Origin of the sequence: Streptomyces longisporus (genome assembly GCF_039532765.1) — a bacterium.
GTDB classification, from domain to species: domain Bacteria; phylum Actinomycetota; class Actinomycetes; order Streptomycetales; family Streptomycetaceae; genus Streptomyces; species Streptomyces longisporus.
Genome location: NZ_BAAASG010000030.1, coordinates 1 through 14,649, shown reverse-complemented (window position 1 = coordinate 14,649; position 14,649 = coordinate 1). Strand labels below are relative to the sequence as shown.

Annotated in this window: 11 protein-coding genes; 6 read left to right on the top strand and 5 right to left on the bottom strand. The window is 68.8% G+C overall.

What is annotated here, in order from left to right; all coding sequences use genetic code 11:
* Both ABD355_RS43340 and ABD355_RS43335 read left to right on the top strand, forming a co-directional pair.
* On the top strand, positions 1-2,087 hold a 2,087-nt coding region (locus ABD355_RS43340), incomplete at its 5' end, for an AfsR/SARP family transcriptional regulator (protein WP_344406860.1).
* A gap of 47 nt (positions 2,088-2,134) precedes the next feature.
* Complete coding sequence (locus ABD355_RS43335; protein ID WP_344406859.1) at positions 2,135-3,373, top strand: hypothetical protein; 1,239 nt, start codon at positions 2,135-2,137, stop codon at positions 3,371-3,373.
* 156 nt (positions 3,374-3,529) lie between these two features.
* Here ABD355_RS43335 and ABD355_RS43330 read toward each other — a convergent pair whose 3' ends face one another.
* The gene (locus ABD355_RS43330; RefSeq protein ID WP_344406858.1) at positions 3,530-3,940 is read right to left on the bottom strand and encodes a GNAT family N-acetyltransferase; all 411 of its coding nucleotides are present in this window, start codon (positions 3,938-3,940) and stop codon (positions 3,530-3,532) included.
* 4 nt (positions 3,941-3,944) lie between these two features.
* Positions 3,945-4,208, bottom strand: coding sequence for a hypothetical protein (locus ABD355_RS43325; protein ID WP_344406857.1), 264 nt, complete (start codon positions 4,206-4,208; stop codon positions 3,945-3,947).
* A 180-nt stretch (positions 4,209-4,388) separates the two neighbouring features.
* On the opposite strand from ABD355_RS43325, the gene ABD355_RS43320 reads away from it, so the two are divergent.
* A complete protein-coding gene (locus ABD355_RS43320; protein ID WP_344406862.1) occupies positions 4,389-4,802 on the top strand; it encodes a DUF4357 domain-containing protein in 414 nt (137 codons plus the stop codon).
* A gap of 185 nt (positions 4,803-4,987) precedes the next feature.
* Positions 4,988-6,739, top strand: coding sequence for a zeta toxin family protein (locus ABD355_RS43315; RefSeq protein ID WP_344406855.1), 1,752 nt, complete (start codon positions 4,988-4,990; stop codon positions 6,737-6,739).
* 34 nt (positions 6,740-6,773) lie between these two features.
* Here the strand turns inward: ABD355_RS43315 and ABD355_RS43310 are convergent, their stop codons facing one another.
* Complete coding sequence (locus tag ABD355_RS43310) at positions 6,774-6,992, bottom strand: hypothetical protein (RefSeq protein WP_344406854.1); 219 nt, start codon at positions 6,990-6,992, stop codon at positions 6,774-6,776.
* A 233-nt stretch (positions 6,993-7,225) separates the two neighbouring features.
* Here ABD355_RS43310 and ABD355_RS43305 point away from each other — a divergent pair, with 233 nt between their 5' ends.
* Positions 7,226-9,892, top strand: coding sequence for an ATP/GTP-binding protein (locus ABD355_RS43305; RefSeq protein ID WP_344406853.1), 2,667 nt, complete (start codon positions 7,226-7,228; stop codon positions 9,890-9,892).
* 885 nt (positions 9,893-10,777) lie between these two features.
* Entirely contained in the window at positions 10,778-11,887 is a 1,110-nt protein-coding gene (locus ABD355_RS43300) for a DNA polymerase III subunit beta family protein (protein WP_344406852.1), read from the top strand.
* 65 nt (positions 11,888-11,952) lie between these two features.
* On the opposite strand, the gene ABD355_RS43295 is transcribed toward ABD355_RS43300, so the two are convergent.
* Positions 11,953-12,369 (bottom strand): hypothetical protein, encoded by a 417-nt coding sequence (locus ABD355_RS43295; RefSeq protein ID WP_344406851.1) that lies wholly within the window; start codon positions 12,367-12,369, stop codon positions 11,953-11,955.
* Positions 12,363-13,013 (bottom strand): hypothetical protein, encoded by a 651-nt coding sequence (locus tag ABD355_RS43290; protein ID WP_344406850.1) that lies wholly within the window; start codon positions 13,011-13,013, stop codon positions 12,363-12,365. Before ABD355_RS43290 ends, ABD355_RS43295 begins: the two co-directional genes overlap by 7 nt.
* Positions 13,014-14,649: the final 1,636 nt, after the last annotated feature.

Genomic DNA, 14,649 nt, shown 5'->3' with positions numbered 1-14,649 from the left:
CCGCCACCGAGCAGGGCCTGCGCAGCGTGCAGGCACCCACTGGATTCGACCTGCTCAATGCCGCCCTGCGCTGCCTCGCCCTCAACCTCCAAGCAGCCGGCCGTGGCTTGCCCACCCTGAACGGGGTGGTCCTGCACGAGAGCCGGCTTGAACTCCACCTCGCCCAAGGCGCCCCGCCGTGCACGCCCTTCACCGCTCCCGACGACCGTCAGGACCTGTGGACCTGCTCCGCCAACCACCCCGACCTCGCCGACACCGAAGCCCTGGACGGCGTCAGCGCCCCCTACCCCGCGCTCGTCTCGATCGGCTGGGATCCCCAGGGCCGCTACGTCCTGGTCGACCTCGAGCACATCGGTCTCCTCCACTTGGATGGCAACCCCGACTTCGCCCGGCACGTCCTGCAGGCCATCGCGGTCGAGCTCGCCAACACGCCCGTGGCCGGCCACCTCGAAGTCACCGCTCTTGGCCACACCGTCCCCGGTCTGGAGACGGCCGTACCCGAACGCGTAGCCCGCGCCGCTGACATCGACGCCGCCACGGCCGAACTCACCGCACACACTCGCGACCAGCGCAGCGCCCTGACCGAGCTCGGCGCCGACTCCCCGCGCGCCACGAGGCTGAGCGACGACGCCGGCGACTGGACCCCGCACATCGTCCTCGCCGAGCAGCTGCCCGACGGGGCCACCTCCGACAGCCTCCTGTCGACGCTCACCGAGCAGCCGCGCACCGCCAGCACCGTCATCACCGCCACTACAGCCGCCGACCTGCCGGACGCGGCGTGGACGCTGGACTGCCAGGACCCCGAAACCCTCGTCGCCCTGCCGCACTCCGGCCTGCTGGTCCGCCTGCAGGCCCTGGACGACGACCGCTTCCACGACGCGATCGAACTGCTCACCACTGCCGACATGGACACCGACGTACCCGCCCTCGCCGACGGAGACCTAATCGAGGACGACGAAGGCATCGACGGGCTGCCCGACGAGTACGCTGCCCTGGAGCAAGAGGACCTCGACGACCCGGCCCCCCACTCGAAACACCCGTCCCCGGTCCCGGCCGCGGTCGCCCTGACCAAGGAACCGGATACCGACACCTGCGAATCCCTCGCCGACGTCCTGGCTGGCTGTGAAGAAGACGCTGGCGACACGGACGAAGCACCGGCCGCCGGTCCTGCCGACGTACCCCTCCCGCTGGCCACGCCCTGCGCCATCACAGCGCCCGCCGTCCACGTCTCCATCCCCACACCCGCCGAGCCCGAAGCCGACGATGAAGCACAGGACGAGCCTCTCGCTGACGTCCTGCCCGCCACCACCGAAGACAAGCCGACTCTGATGGGCCCGTCCATCCTCCTTCTGGGCCCTCTGACCATCGAGGGCGCCACGGGACGCGTCGACTCCAACCGTAAGAGCGTCGCCACCGAACTTCTCGCTTTCCTCGCTCTCCACCCCGGCAGCGACCACCACGCCGTCGATGCCGCCCTATGGCCCACCTCCCGCGTCAATAAAGAGATGCGTAACGCCGTCATCAGCCGCGCCCGCTCCTGGCTCGGCACCGACACCGACGGCAACCAGCACCTGCCCCGCGTCCAGAACACCCCAGACAAGCGCTACCGCCTCGGCCCGCACGTCACCTGCGACTGGGCGGACTTCCAGCGACACGCCCGGCACGGCCTCGCCGACACCAGCGAAGACGGCGACCTTGCCCTGCGGCGCGCCCTCGCACTGGTCCGCGGCCGACCCTTCGCCGGCATGGACCCCCAGCGATACGCCTGGGCCGAACCGGTCATCCAAGAAATGATCTCCGCGATCACGGACGTCGCCAGCGAACTATCCACCCGCCGACGCGAAGCCCGTGACCCTCGCGGAGCTCTGTGGGCCGCCCAACAGGGCCTGCTCGCGGTCGAAGACAGCGAGACCCTGTACCGCCAACTGTTCCTCGCCCACCACGCAGTGGGCGACACCGACGCACTCCGTGAGGCCGCCGCACGCCTTCGCCGGATCAACGATTCGATCGGGGGCGGGGTCGAAATGGAAGCCGACACGGCGGAACTCCTGCGCAACCTTCTGCCACGCCCAGTCCGCACGAGATAGCCAATCCGCGACACGAAATTGGAGCAGGTGGACAGCAAGGAGACGGAGTGGACAAGGCCCGCGAACAGCGAACTCGGCGGCCGGTGTTGGCCAAGGAGATCGGGCCGGATCCGGAACCGTTCGAGCGCCCGCTGATCTGCCCGATCTGCGAGAGCGTCGTCGAACCGGTCCGCGGCTACAAAAGCGTCCCGAGCCTGTTCCGCCTGGCCAAGGGGACCAGCCACGAGTCGGGCTGCCTCCTCAACCCCACGGAGGTCATCGCGAGCATCGCGCACGGATCCCACGGTCTGGCCCATGTCACCGACGACGGCCTGCTCCGCCTCGAGCTGCCGGCCGACATCAGCGCTCTGCCGCCTTGGCCGACGGTGCCCGTCGACGACACCGACACCGACGTGATCCGCACCCGTGACACGACCACCGTGCGGCCCTACCTCCCGCCAGCCATCACCAGCGCCGCGAAGATAGCCCGATTCCTGCAGCTGCACGGCTTCGACCCCAAGATCGTCGAGCGCTTCCGGGTCAAGCCACATGGCCAACGACCCATTCTCTGGGGCCGGTTCTGCTACAGCCCGCGCACCTACGCAGACCTCTACCAGCGATGCGCCCGCCGCGAGACGATCAGCCATCCGCTTGCCGTGCACGGCACCGTCCACAGCATCGCCCAGGACAAGAACGGAAAGCCGTACGCCCGCCTGGCAGTCAATGTGCCCGCCGGGGACACCCGGTTCCACGTACTGCTGCGATCCGCCCACGACAGTCTTATCGAGCCGCTCGCCGCCGGCACCCACGTCCTCGCCGTCGGCGACTGGACCGTCTTCGACACCCCACACATTCCGCAGCTGCGGCTGTTCGCCGACGAGCACTGGCAGATCGCCTACTGGGAAACCGACCCGAGTAACGGACTGCCCACCGAGCCGACATGCCCTCCCCCCGTCACGGCCCGGCAGAGGGCCGACGCCCAGGCCCGGGCTCGCGCCCGCCGACCACGCCCCGCACCGGAGCCTCGGCCGGCACCAGCCCAGCCCGCAGCCCCCACACCGTTCCCGCCGCCAGCGCCAACCCCACAGGCCCCAAAGCCGGTCGAGTCGGCGCAGCCCGAACCCGAGCTCGGCGACGAGCCGACCGCGACACCGCCGCAGCCCGAACCAACGGTTGCTTCCGCCCCCACACAGCCACCGCCCGTTCCACCACGGCCATCCCTCCCTCCACCGCCCCCGGCGCCGCCGCCAGCGGCGCCTTCACCGCGTCCCCGAGGATGGAGGCGGTGGTTCGGGCGGCGCCCATGAGAAGCCATTCGACGCCTGCAGGGGGCGCGCCCCCACAGGCGAGTGATCTTCAACCCTGACCCGTGACGGCACCGGCAGCTCCTGCGGCTGTCCCGGCATGACTCGTCCGGTCAGCACGGCCGTCGTCGCGCCCGTCCTCCTCAGTTCCTCAGAGGTTCAGCACCAGCGGCTGTACCGGTGGTCCCAAAGGCGGCCGTCGACCTCGACGGGTTCGCGTGGTGCTCGGACCATGCTCTCCTTGGCAGAGCCGATCTCGCCGCGGGCGGCATTGGTGATGAAGCCGAAGCGCCGGTAGAACGCGTGCAGCCGGTCCGGGTCCCCGCCGAAATCGCCGCTCGGGCTGAGCGTCACCGGCACGCCGCGCAGGTCGGCCGCGGCGGTGATGCGTTCCATGACGAGCGTGCCGATCCCCTTCCCTCGCTCGCTCTGCGGGAGGAGGACCCAAAACAGCACGAGATAAGGACCGGGATCGAGTCCGAGTTCAAGCCGCACGCCCGGGTAGCTGGCCTGTATCTCCTCGGCCAGGGCATCGGCCCAGGTGCCGGGCTGCCAGCCAGGCACGCTCAAGGCTCTACGCCTCGTCGGGGTTGATCCCCTGGGCCCGCGCCAGGGCGAACAGCACGCGCTCGATCGCGTCCAGGCGCTGCACGATCGTCCGGTCGCCGGGGGCGCCGATGGCGTCGGCGAGGGAATCGATGTTGGAGAAGGCTGTCACCTGCTGTTCTCCAATCTGCTGGAGCTTTTCGCCGTGCTCGGCCAGCGTGCGGCCGGTACGGAACGCCTCCGCCTCAAGATCCCTCAACCGTCCGTCGTACGTCGATGTTTCTCGCGCCATAACCCCATCCTGGCAGACCCGCCTAGCGGGCACGGTCGACCTACTGTCTGAGGCGCCTACGCTAGAGCATAATTCTCCTGACCGCTTCAAATCGAAGTGAATTGCAGTTCTCCCGAGTTCTTTGGGGTAGAGTGATCGCGGTGTTGAGTTGTCCTCCAGAGGAGTCCCGCGTTGCCCACCGTGAGCCTGCACTTCGACTCGTCCTTGATGGCCCGCTTGGCGGCCGCCGGCCCAGATGAAACGGTCCACATCACCCTGTCAATCGATGTCACACCCGACGACGCGCAGGACGGCGGTGTCTCCCGTGAGGGGCGTGCCATTGCCCCGCAGGGCCCTCTGGCCGATCTGATGCTGAAGGGGCTGCTGAAGGCCGGGGAGACTCTGTCGTTCCAGCAGCCGCGGGCGGGCCGAGAGGCGGTGGCAACGGTGACCGCTGACGGTCGGCTGATCGTCGAGGGGAAGACGGTGCCGTTTACCTCGCCGTCGAAGGCAGCTGCCGCTGTGACCGGCACGGCGTCGAACGGGTGGGCGCTGTGGCGGACCGCTGCCGGCCAGACCCTCGATGCGCTGCGCACACAGCTGCACCAACTCTGACCAACCGGCCCGGCCCGAGTCGGGTTCCCTCGCTCACTTTGATGTCCCACAGCAGCGCGATCGTGGAGGAGTACGTGAGTTCGGCGAGTCGGTCCCGGACCGTGAAATCCCCGGCCCAGCCGCCAGGGACCGGTCTGGCCGCGTCTGCTACCGCCGCGCCGGTCGGGGACTGGTCCGAGGAAGTCTTGGCAGACGCCGTACTGCCCAGCGCGTTGGATGGGGCGCTATCTCAACCGCGCCCGGTCGTGGTGTTCGTCGCCGGGCAGCCGGGCAGCGGCAAGACGCTGGTCGTCGACCTGGTGCACCGCGCGCTCGAGCGGCGAGGCGGCGCGGTTCGGGTAGACCGCGACGCCTACAAGAACGTCCACCCTCGCTACACCGCCTTCCTCGCCGAGGACGTACGCACCGCTGGGGTGCGGGTGCGGCCGGAGACATACCGCTGGCAGGCCGAAGTGGAGGCCCGGGTGCGGGCCGAGCGATACGACGCGGTGGTGGAGGCGCCCTTGCCCGACGCGCAGGGGTTTCTGAACGAGGTGGCCGCGTATCGGCAGGCGGGCTACCGCGTGGAGATCGTGGCCTTGGCCGTACCCGAGGCCGTCAGCCAGCTCGGCGTTCTGGACCGGTACCTGCGCCTGGCCGAGGAAGGCAAGGCCCGGTACGTCTCCTGGGACAATCACGACGCGTGCGCGGCCGCGCTGGTCGACACCCTCCGCATCGTGGAGGCCGCACACCTGGTCGACCGGGTCTTCGTCGTGAGGCGCGCCGCCGAGCCGCTGGAAGTCGTCTACAGCAACGACCTTGGCCCGCACGGGACCTGGCGGCGCCCGGCGGGCGCGGCAGAGGCGGTGCTCGCTGAGCGCAGGCGCCCGTGGGACGCCAGGGAAACGGGACTGTTCCGCAGTCAGCTCGCCGACGCTGACAGACGCGTGTACGGCCACAAGCTGCCCGAAGACTGGGTTCTGGCCGTGCGCCGCGACGCCGAGCGCGCGGCCGCGCTGGCCGAGCCGGTCCGACGGATCGCCCAGCCTCGCCGAGAGGCGCCGGGGATCGACTACCACAGGCTTTCCGCAGAGGAACACCAGTGGGTTTTCGATGAGTTGATCGTGCCGTCCCTGTTGGGTCGGATCACGCCACAGGAGAAACCGGTCGCCGTATACGTGGTGGGCCAGCCCGGCGCCGGCAAGACCCGGGCCGCCCAGATGGTTCGCCGTACGCTGCGTAGCGCGACCCACATCACGGGCGACGACTTCAAGTTCTCCCACCCGGACTACCTGCAACTGCTGCGTGAGCAGCCGCGTACGGCCTCGGCGCGGATCCGCGCCGACTACCGGGCCTGGCAGGCGCAGGCCGAGGCGTACGTGCGCGAGCGGCGGGGGGACGTGGTCATCGAGGTCACCCCGGGCAGCGCCGCCGGGTTCGTCGCCGGCGCGTCCCTGTACCGCCAAGCCGGTTACCGCGTGGAGCTGGTGGTCCTGGCGGTGCGCGCGGCCGATTCGCGGCAGGGTACGGCCGCCCGCTACGCCAACCTGAGCCGGCGGAGCGTGCCCGCCCGGTTCACCACCGAAGCCGGGCACCACGCTCACTTCGCGGTCCTGCCGGAGGTGGTGGCGATGGCGGAGCAGCTGTCCGTTGTTGACGAAGTCCTGGTCATGCGGCGCGATGCCCACCCGCTGTATCGCAACACACAGGACGGCCAGGGACATTGGGCGCAGCCTCCAGCCGCCGACCTGGCCCTGATCGCGGAGCAGGCCCGCCCCTACACCCAGGAGGAAGCCGCGAGGTTCTGGGCCACGCAGCGCCAGCTGCTCGCGGCGATGCCGCAGTACCGCGACGACCTCATCGCGATCGGTGCGCTGGCATGCCCGCTGATGCCCGCCCAGCAGCCGCGCCGCCTCCCGACATACACCCCCGCGGCCGCGCTGCCTGTGCCCGCCTAGGCAGGCATACGGCACCCCGCCCCGCCCGCTGTGGCTACTCCTCAGCGCGCGGCTCGGAGGCTTCCAGCTCTGCGAGAAGTGCGGCGTAGGAGTCGGCGATACGCGTGATCTCCTCAGACCCGGCGTCCTGGAGCCGGGCCTGGTCCTCCACACACCTCTGCCGCTGCGCCGTCAGCTCCTCCAACCGCTGCTGGTCGCCGGAACGCCGTGCGAGCAGCAGATGCCGGCTGTACCAGGCAATGACAGCGCCCACGACCTGGTGCGCCTCCTCAATCCCAACCGCGCTCTCACCGCCCGGCGACGGGGATTGCGGATCAGGGGACGACGGCGAGGGCGATGCGGACTCGCTCATAGGAGACCACCTCCGGAGTGTCGGAAACAGCGAAAAGATCATTCTCGGTGTTGGGCTGGACCTGGCCTGTGGCCGGCCACGGTACGCGGCATAGATTGGGTCTCAGGTGATCACTTCTGGGGGGACCTCGTCACATGGCCGACCTTCGCGCGCTGTTCAGCTCCAATCACCCCGTGGGCAGCAGCGAGGCGTTCACCAACCGCCAGAGCCAGTGGCACCTGGTCGCCACCGCCATCGAGGAACACCTGCAGCACCTCGCCGCCCCCGGATTCGACGTCGAGGACCTGGAGGCACCGCGCAACAACCTGATCGTGTTCCACGGGGTGGGCGGCGTGGGGAAGTCGACTCTGCTGCGCAAGATCGAGGCTTCGCTCACCGATGCCGAGCAGCGTCCCGTCCAGTGGGGCGAGCCTGCCTGGTCAGGCGAGCGGATCTTGCCGGTCCGCATCGACCTGGCCCGCTCGGCATCGAACGGGCCGGACTTCGAACGGGTCTTGCTCACAATCCGCCTCGCCCTCGCAGCTCACGTCGGCCGCCCCCTGCCCAGCTTCGACCTGCCGCTGCGCCGCTACTGGGAGACACAGCACCCCGGCGAGCCCCTGGAGGAGTACGTTCGGCGCACCGGCCTCGCTGGCAGGTTCGGGCAGATGCTGCCGCAACAGATTCAGGGAGCAGTGAGTGAGGCCGTCGGCGCACTGCAACTGCCCGGCCTCGTCGGCTCGGCGGCCGGGCAGGTCGTGTCCGCGCTCGTCACGGCACTGCGCGAGCGACGCGAGCGGGCACGGGCTCTGGCCGGCTGCGCGCGCACTGCCGATCTGCTGGAGATCGAGCCCGACTTGGAGGCGCTCTCCTACTATCCGCACCTGCTGGCATGGGAGATCAGCCGCCTGCCCGCGAAGCACTCGGTAGTGCCGGTCATCCTGCTGGACACCTTCGAGGACACCGGCGATCGCCACCGCGACACCGAGCGGCTGCTGCAGCGCCTGGTGTGGCTGATGCCGAACGCGTTCTTCGTCGTCAGCGGCCGCAACCGCCTGCCGTGGGCCAACCCCGCCCTGCAGGGCCAGCTGGATTACACCGGCCCGGAGGCCTGGCCCGGCCTGACCCCGACCCAGCAGCCGGCCCCGACCGCCGGGCAGGGTGGTACCCGCCAGCATCTGATCGGGGACCTCTCCCCACGCGACTGCGACGACCACCTCGCTCGCCGCCTCACCCAGGACGGCCAGCCGCTGATCAGTCCGGAAATCCGTGAGGTCATCACCGAGCGTTCGCACGGCCTGCCCCTCCACCTGGACCTGGCCGTCAGCCGCTACCTGGAGATCCGCCGCACCGGGCGCACTCCCGTGCCCGCCGACTTCGACCACACCTTCCCCGCCCTCATCGCGCGCACCCTTTCGGACCTGACCACCGACGAACGCCATGTCCTGCGCAGCGCCAGCCTGTTGGACGCCTGGGACCTGGACCTGGCCACACAGGCCGCCGGCCTCACCCACCAGTCAGCGGCGCGCCGGCTCATCGAACGGCCGATGATCAGCGAGGACCCGCACGCGGTCTGGCCGTATCACCTGCACGGCGCCATTCGCACCGCGCTGCGCACAGGCGACGACCACCTCGAGGACCAGTGGACCGCAGCTGACTGGCACCAGGCCGCCGTGCGGGCACTCGCTGCCCTCGGCCGGCAATGGCAGGAAGCCGACGCCGTCGTTCCCAGCCGGACCCTGCTCGTTGCGTGCCTGCGCCAGGGCCTGCGACTGGCCCGTGACCACCAACTCGACGACCTCGCCTGGCTCACCGACGCCGCCTACACCTACACCGACGACTCCGTCTGGGAGCCCATCGCCCCACCCACCCAGCCGCCCGCGCAGCAGCTGGGGCCGGACACACCCGCCGACGCCCTGGCCGAGCTCCTCGCCGCCATCGCCCGCCGCCAGCACGAACACCGCGGACGCACCGCCGAGCGCCTCACCGCCGTCCTGGACACCGGTCTGCTGTCCGACGAGCTCACCGAACTCGCCCTGTACTACCGGGCCAAGGCCCACAAGGACCTCGGCCGCACCGACGCTGCCCTCGAGGGCTACCGCCAGGTCGCCGACGCAGACGGCCGGCTCGCCCCGCGCGCCCGCCGCGGCATGGCCAACCTTGCCCGGATCCGCGGCGACTTCCCCACCGCGCTCGCCGCAATCCCCACCCTGGGCTGGAAGGGCCGCCACCACCGCGTCCTAGGCCACATCCTGTTCCCGCACGGCGACATGGACCGTGCCATCGCCGCGTACGACGCCGCACGGGCTGAAGCCGAACAGCACAACGCTCCGGGCGAGCGGGCCATCGCCCAGGCCCTCCTCTCCCTGGCCTGCGCCTTCACCGATCCGGCCCGTGCCGACGACGAACTCGCCCTCACGCACCAGCTCCTCGGCCAGCTCGACCAGCGCGCCACCACCCTCCTCGCCCAGGTCGCCGCCCTCGTACGTGACGCCGGCACCAACGACGTCACCGACCGCGCCGCGGTGCTGCGCACCGAGATCACCGTCGCCGGGCTCGCCTGGCTCACCCCGCTCCTGGAAACCACTCTCGTCTTCCACCAGGCCGTACGAGGCGCACAGGACGACCTGACCGCCACCATTGACCGTCTGCACGAGGCAACCGCGAACGGCGACTTCGCCTACTACGTCCACATCGCAGCCGCCATGGGCGACCTTCCCCAGCCCAGCAGGTCGGCCGTGCAGTGGCTCGACGATGAACTCACCGTCCGTGCCCGCTGGCGCTCCCTGGTCACTGCTCGCCAGCACCATCTCGGATACTGACCGGGCAGCAGCCGGAGCCACTTCTGAGCCGGGGCACCGCATCCACCTGGGCGAGCCGCAGCCGCCGATAAAGTCGTCGGGTCGCCGCACGAAAACCCGGGAGTTGCCGTTCGTGCGCCCGGGGGGCAAGCGCGTGCTGATCGCGGACGCCGGCCGCCGTGAGCGCGAGGTAGACGCCAGTCGGTTGCACGAGTACCCCACGCGTGGGGTGCCTCGGCGCACTGGATACGCCCTTGCGGACACACACGCGTGGCTGACGCTCCTGACGGACTTGGCCCTGCGCAAGTACCCGTACACCATTACTGGGTCGGCGATCGACCAGGACGTGCGCCGCGGCGGCTACCTGAGGCTGGATCCGAACGTCGCCCTGCCCGTCGATGTACGCAGTTCCGACCGAGGGGCGCCAGTTCTGCACACGGTGGCGCGGCCACCTCGACGAGCACCAAGACGACCAGACACTGCACCAGTGGAATGACGCCACCCCGCAGCCTCCGGCGTGGTGGCTGACGGACCAACTGCAAACCGTGGGGTCCGACAACGGGCGCTGAGCTCGCCCCGCCGCCTGCTGCGCGTCGCGTCCAAATACCCTCTGAGCTGCGGGAATTGCGGGCGAATTTCGGGTGCACACCCTCGCGAAAGTGACTGAAGTGCGGTATATTTGTGTTGTCGAGAAGGTTCGTGGCAGACCTCCCGAACACCGAAGGCTCACACATTCCCAGGAGGCACCCGTGCCGCAGGTCACCCAGGACACGAAGACTGAAACGCAGGCAGAGAAGCAGCCCGTCAAGCCCACAGCTCACTTCGCTGCCACGCACGCGAAAATCATCGAGGCGCTGAACATCACAGAATTCGGCGTATTCGAATCCCGCGCCGTTCCCGGCTGGCGTGTTCATCCAGACGGGCCGCAACAAAGTCACCTTCAGCTCTTTCGATTTCGAAACGGCCGTACGGATCACCCTGCCCGCGGAGACCCCGGTGGCACAGGGAAATTCGCTGCTGGACTTCACAGAGCTGAAAAAGGCACTCGCCGCGATGGTGGCGGGCGAAACCAAAGCGGTTGCCGCACGCACTCTGGTCGCCCTGGCTGGCGACCTACTCACCACCGAGCACCTCAGCGTGCCGATCACCGCACTCGACATCCACGAGTACGTGCATGCGGCCGAACCCGCCCCCGTCCTAGCCGAGTTGGACGCTCAGGCCTTCCTCGCTCACCTCAACCGCGTCCTTCCGGCGGCGGGTCGCGACGACACTCTGCCCGCTCTCACCGGCATCCAGCTGACCCTCGCAGGCGAGACACTGACCCTGGCCGCCACCGACCGCTACCGGTTCGCGGTCGCGGATGTCCCCGCCCCCGCGACCAAGAACTCGCTCGAGAAGCCCATCACCACGCTGATCCCGGCCAGCGTCCTCGGCGCCCTGGCCAAGCGGTTCAAGACGCACGACGGCACCCTGGGCATCGGCATGGTCACCACCGACACCGAAGCTCCCAGGGCAACGTTCTCCCTGGGAGGGACGACCATCACCGTGCGTTCCCTCCACGGCAGCCTGCCGCCGCACAACAAGCTCTTCCCCAAGACACGCAAGGCCTCCGTCCGCATCGACCGCGCAACGGCAGTGCGGGCCGTCAAGAAGTGCCACGCCCTGATCAAGGCCAAGGGCGACAAGTACTCACCGGTCTGCTTCACCTGGGCCGACGACGGCACCCTCACCCTCGCCCCACGCGTCGGCGAAGCGAGCGACCAGGCCCGCGTCAAGGGCATGACCATCCCGTCAGAGATCACCCACGGCACCGCCGAAGCGGTCCAGGGCACCCGCCTCCCGCTGAACCCTGCCTTCCTGCTCAATGCCCTCGCCACCTTCACCGACGACACGATCACCCTGCACGTCCAGGAGACGACCGACGGACAGGCCACCAAGCCCGTACTGCTCACCACCGGCCCTTCCATGCGGGGCGACACATACAGGCACCTCCTGATGCCGATCCGCCTCTCCTGACGGCCCACACGGCAACGGCGCCGCACCCCAGACGGGTGCGGCGCCGTTGGCGTGTGCGAGGCCGGCTACCCGGCCGCCCGGACCGGCTTGAGGCCTTGGGGCTGGCGTTTGGGCGGGGCGGTCTCGTACAGCGGTGCGGTGATGTCGGGCAGCTCACCCTCGGCGATGCGTACCGCAGCGTCCTCGATGGCGTCCTCCAGCTCCTCCTGAGTGGCGTAAGAGGCGATGTAGGGGTGGAGGTAGTAGGTGCGGTACTTGCGGTCTACGGGCCGCAGCACCAGGTGCCGACTCTCCAGCAGCGCCATCGCCGTGTTCGCGGAGTTCCGCGACAGACCCACCCGGGCGCCCAACTCGGCCTGAGACGCGTTCACTTCGCCGCCCGGCTCCTGACGCTCGATGAGCACGCTCAGCAGGTCCATCGCGGCCTTGGTGAGGTCCAGCCGGTACAGCATTCCGAAACCGGCGCTTGCCTGAATCAGCATGCCCGCCCCTCCTCGTCGACCTCTTCATCGTCCTCGCCGTCGGCCAGGAGTTCCAGTTGCACGCTCCGCGGTGCCGGCGGTGCCTTCAACTCCGGGAACGCCCCCTCCGGCGCGCCTCTGCGCAGCGCGTCCAGGACCTCGTGCTGCACATCGCCGTTGCCCTCGAAGCCGAGCAGCGGGTTCACGAAGATCAGGCCGGTGTCGACACGCTGGATCATGTGCCACCCCTCCAGCCGGCCGAGCGCCCGGGTCACGTTCGACCGCTCCACGCCCAGCTTGTCGGCGATCTTCTTGTGCGTGGCACGCAGCCAGCCTTCGCGCTGCCGGCCGATGCACCACAGCAGCACCGCCGACTGGATCGGGGACATGCCGTGCTGGGCGATCAACACGGCCAGGACGTCGGCGAGGAAGTCGTTGGAGACCACGCTGTAGCCGGATTTGCCGTAGACCTCGTGGGGCGCGCGGTACGTGTACCGGACGCTCACGTCCATCTGCTGCACCGGACGCTTACGGGACGGCGGCTTGATGTCCTTGCCCAGCCGGGACGACAGGCTCTCTGTGAAGGCGCTGTCACCGCCGGGCTGAACGGCGGTGATCCGGCCCTTGGTGCGGCCGGAGGAAGGGCGCTTGGGCTGGCGGGGCATCGACGGTCGTCCTGTCCTCGATCTTGGAACGGTCGCACGGACCCTAGCAGTTAGCCAACCCCAGTTGGCAGATTTGTACACGTGGGCGTGGCGCTTTGGTGTCGGCACCGACACACCACATCCGAGCCCTGTTAGCTGGAAACCTGGCGCCACCAGCAGTGACGCACAGTTGTACAAGCTGGCTTGGCTAATGTGGGTGTCGGTGTGGCACCACGGACACATTTCCGCAGGTCAATGTGTCAGCACCGACACATACCCCTTCGCAAAGCCGCAGGTCAGAAGCGGTTTCACGCGAGGCCCCTCTTTTCCTTGAGACGCACGCGCGCGCGAGGACAGGGTCAAGGCCTCCCGCGGTCATGCGGTTCCCGGCCGGCATCGTCCACCGCGTCCGCGAAGGCCCCCAGGCGCCCCGTACGCCGCAGCCGCGCGCCTTCCTAGCCTCCGGGCCGCCCCTAGCCCTCCTGAGGGCTGAGGAGGCTTCGCGTGCGGTTCCGTGGGTCGAGTGCCGACCGTAGGCGGCACCAGCGGCTCTGAGTCTCGGGTGGTGCCAGCCGTGACGGACAAGCAACAACACCAGGCGTGGCTAGTCCCCGTGGCAGGTTCCGCCGCCCGGCCCTGGGGGCCGTTCGGCTCCTGTGCCTCCGCCTGCCGGATTCCTTCGCCCTCAATTCGAGACTTCTGTTCTATGGCTTAGCTCCAATCGGGCTTTTCTGGGCCACGCTCTAATTCGTTGGACTCCACCCCAAATTGCACCCACTCAGAATCCTTCATGTTCTCCTATTCCACCTCTTAGAAGGAGCTAAAAACGAGACGCTTGACCTTCCATGGGCAGCCGTATTTTATAGTTTCCAAGCCGTAAAGGGATTCACAATCCGCTTCCTGTTGTGTCTGACTCTACGTCAGGTAACTCGGTTGTCTGTGTGCGTCAAGTAGGGCCGCCAGGCTCTCACGTTCGCCCCTCCAATTTTGGTCTCCAGCTCCACACGTCCGGACTATGGTTGCTGTTGTTTGCCACCCGTACGGAATTATTCAGTGAGGGATGTTGGTATCTGAACTTGCATTATGTGACGGGGTGCATGCTGCGCCCGTCAGGGCGTCCTCGCGTACGCGGGATGGGGGCTGGGGGTGGGGTTCCGGCAGTGCAGGGAACACCCCCGTACGGTCCTGCCCGGTCCTATGGCCGGGCCTGCCCCGCACCTGCGCCCGTACCCGTCCCGGCCCCGGCAGGGGCCACCCCGCCTCACACACCGTCAACTCCCCCGTCCTGTACAGGACACCAGCTCCCAACCCAGACTCTAGACAGGCCACCGCTTTGAAACACTCCACCCCCGGCACCCGCACCCCCCACCCCCAACCTGACACCCCGTCAACTCACCTCCACCCCCACACCCGCCCTGGGCCCGACAGGGCCCCAACCCCAACCCCCGCAATTCCCGCGACAGCGGGAATTCCCAAAACCCGAAAATACCCCAACCCAAACCGGCCCGAAATTGCCGAAAGGCAATTTCACCACGCCCAACTAAAACGCCGTCAGGCGTTTTACAGAAACCCTTACGAATTCGCCGACAGGCGAATTCCCCCGGAATTCCGCCGAAAGGCGGAATTCATAAGAGGCCCTTAGGCCTCTCCGCCCCCC

Excerpts from the sequence above, each read along its gene's own strand:
- ABD355_RS43325 (WP_344406857.1), bottom strand. The coding sequence starts at position 4,208 with ATGGCGCGAGAAACATCGACGTACGACGGACGGTTGAGGGATCTTGAG.
- ABD355_RS43305 (WP_344406853.1), top strand. The coding sequence starts at position 7,226 with ATGGCCGACCTTCGCGCGCTGTTCAGCTCCAATCACCCCGTGGGCAGC.
- ABD355_RS43295 (WP_344406851.1), bottom strand. The coding sequence starts at position 12,369 with ATGCTGATTCAGGCAAGCGCCGGTTTCGGAATGCTGTACCGGCTGGAC.
- ABD355_RS43290 (WP_344406850.1), bottom strand. The coding sequence starts at position 13,013 with ATGCCCCGCCAGCCCAAGCGCCCTTCCTCCGGCCGCACCAAGGGCCGG.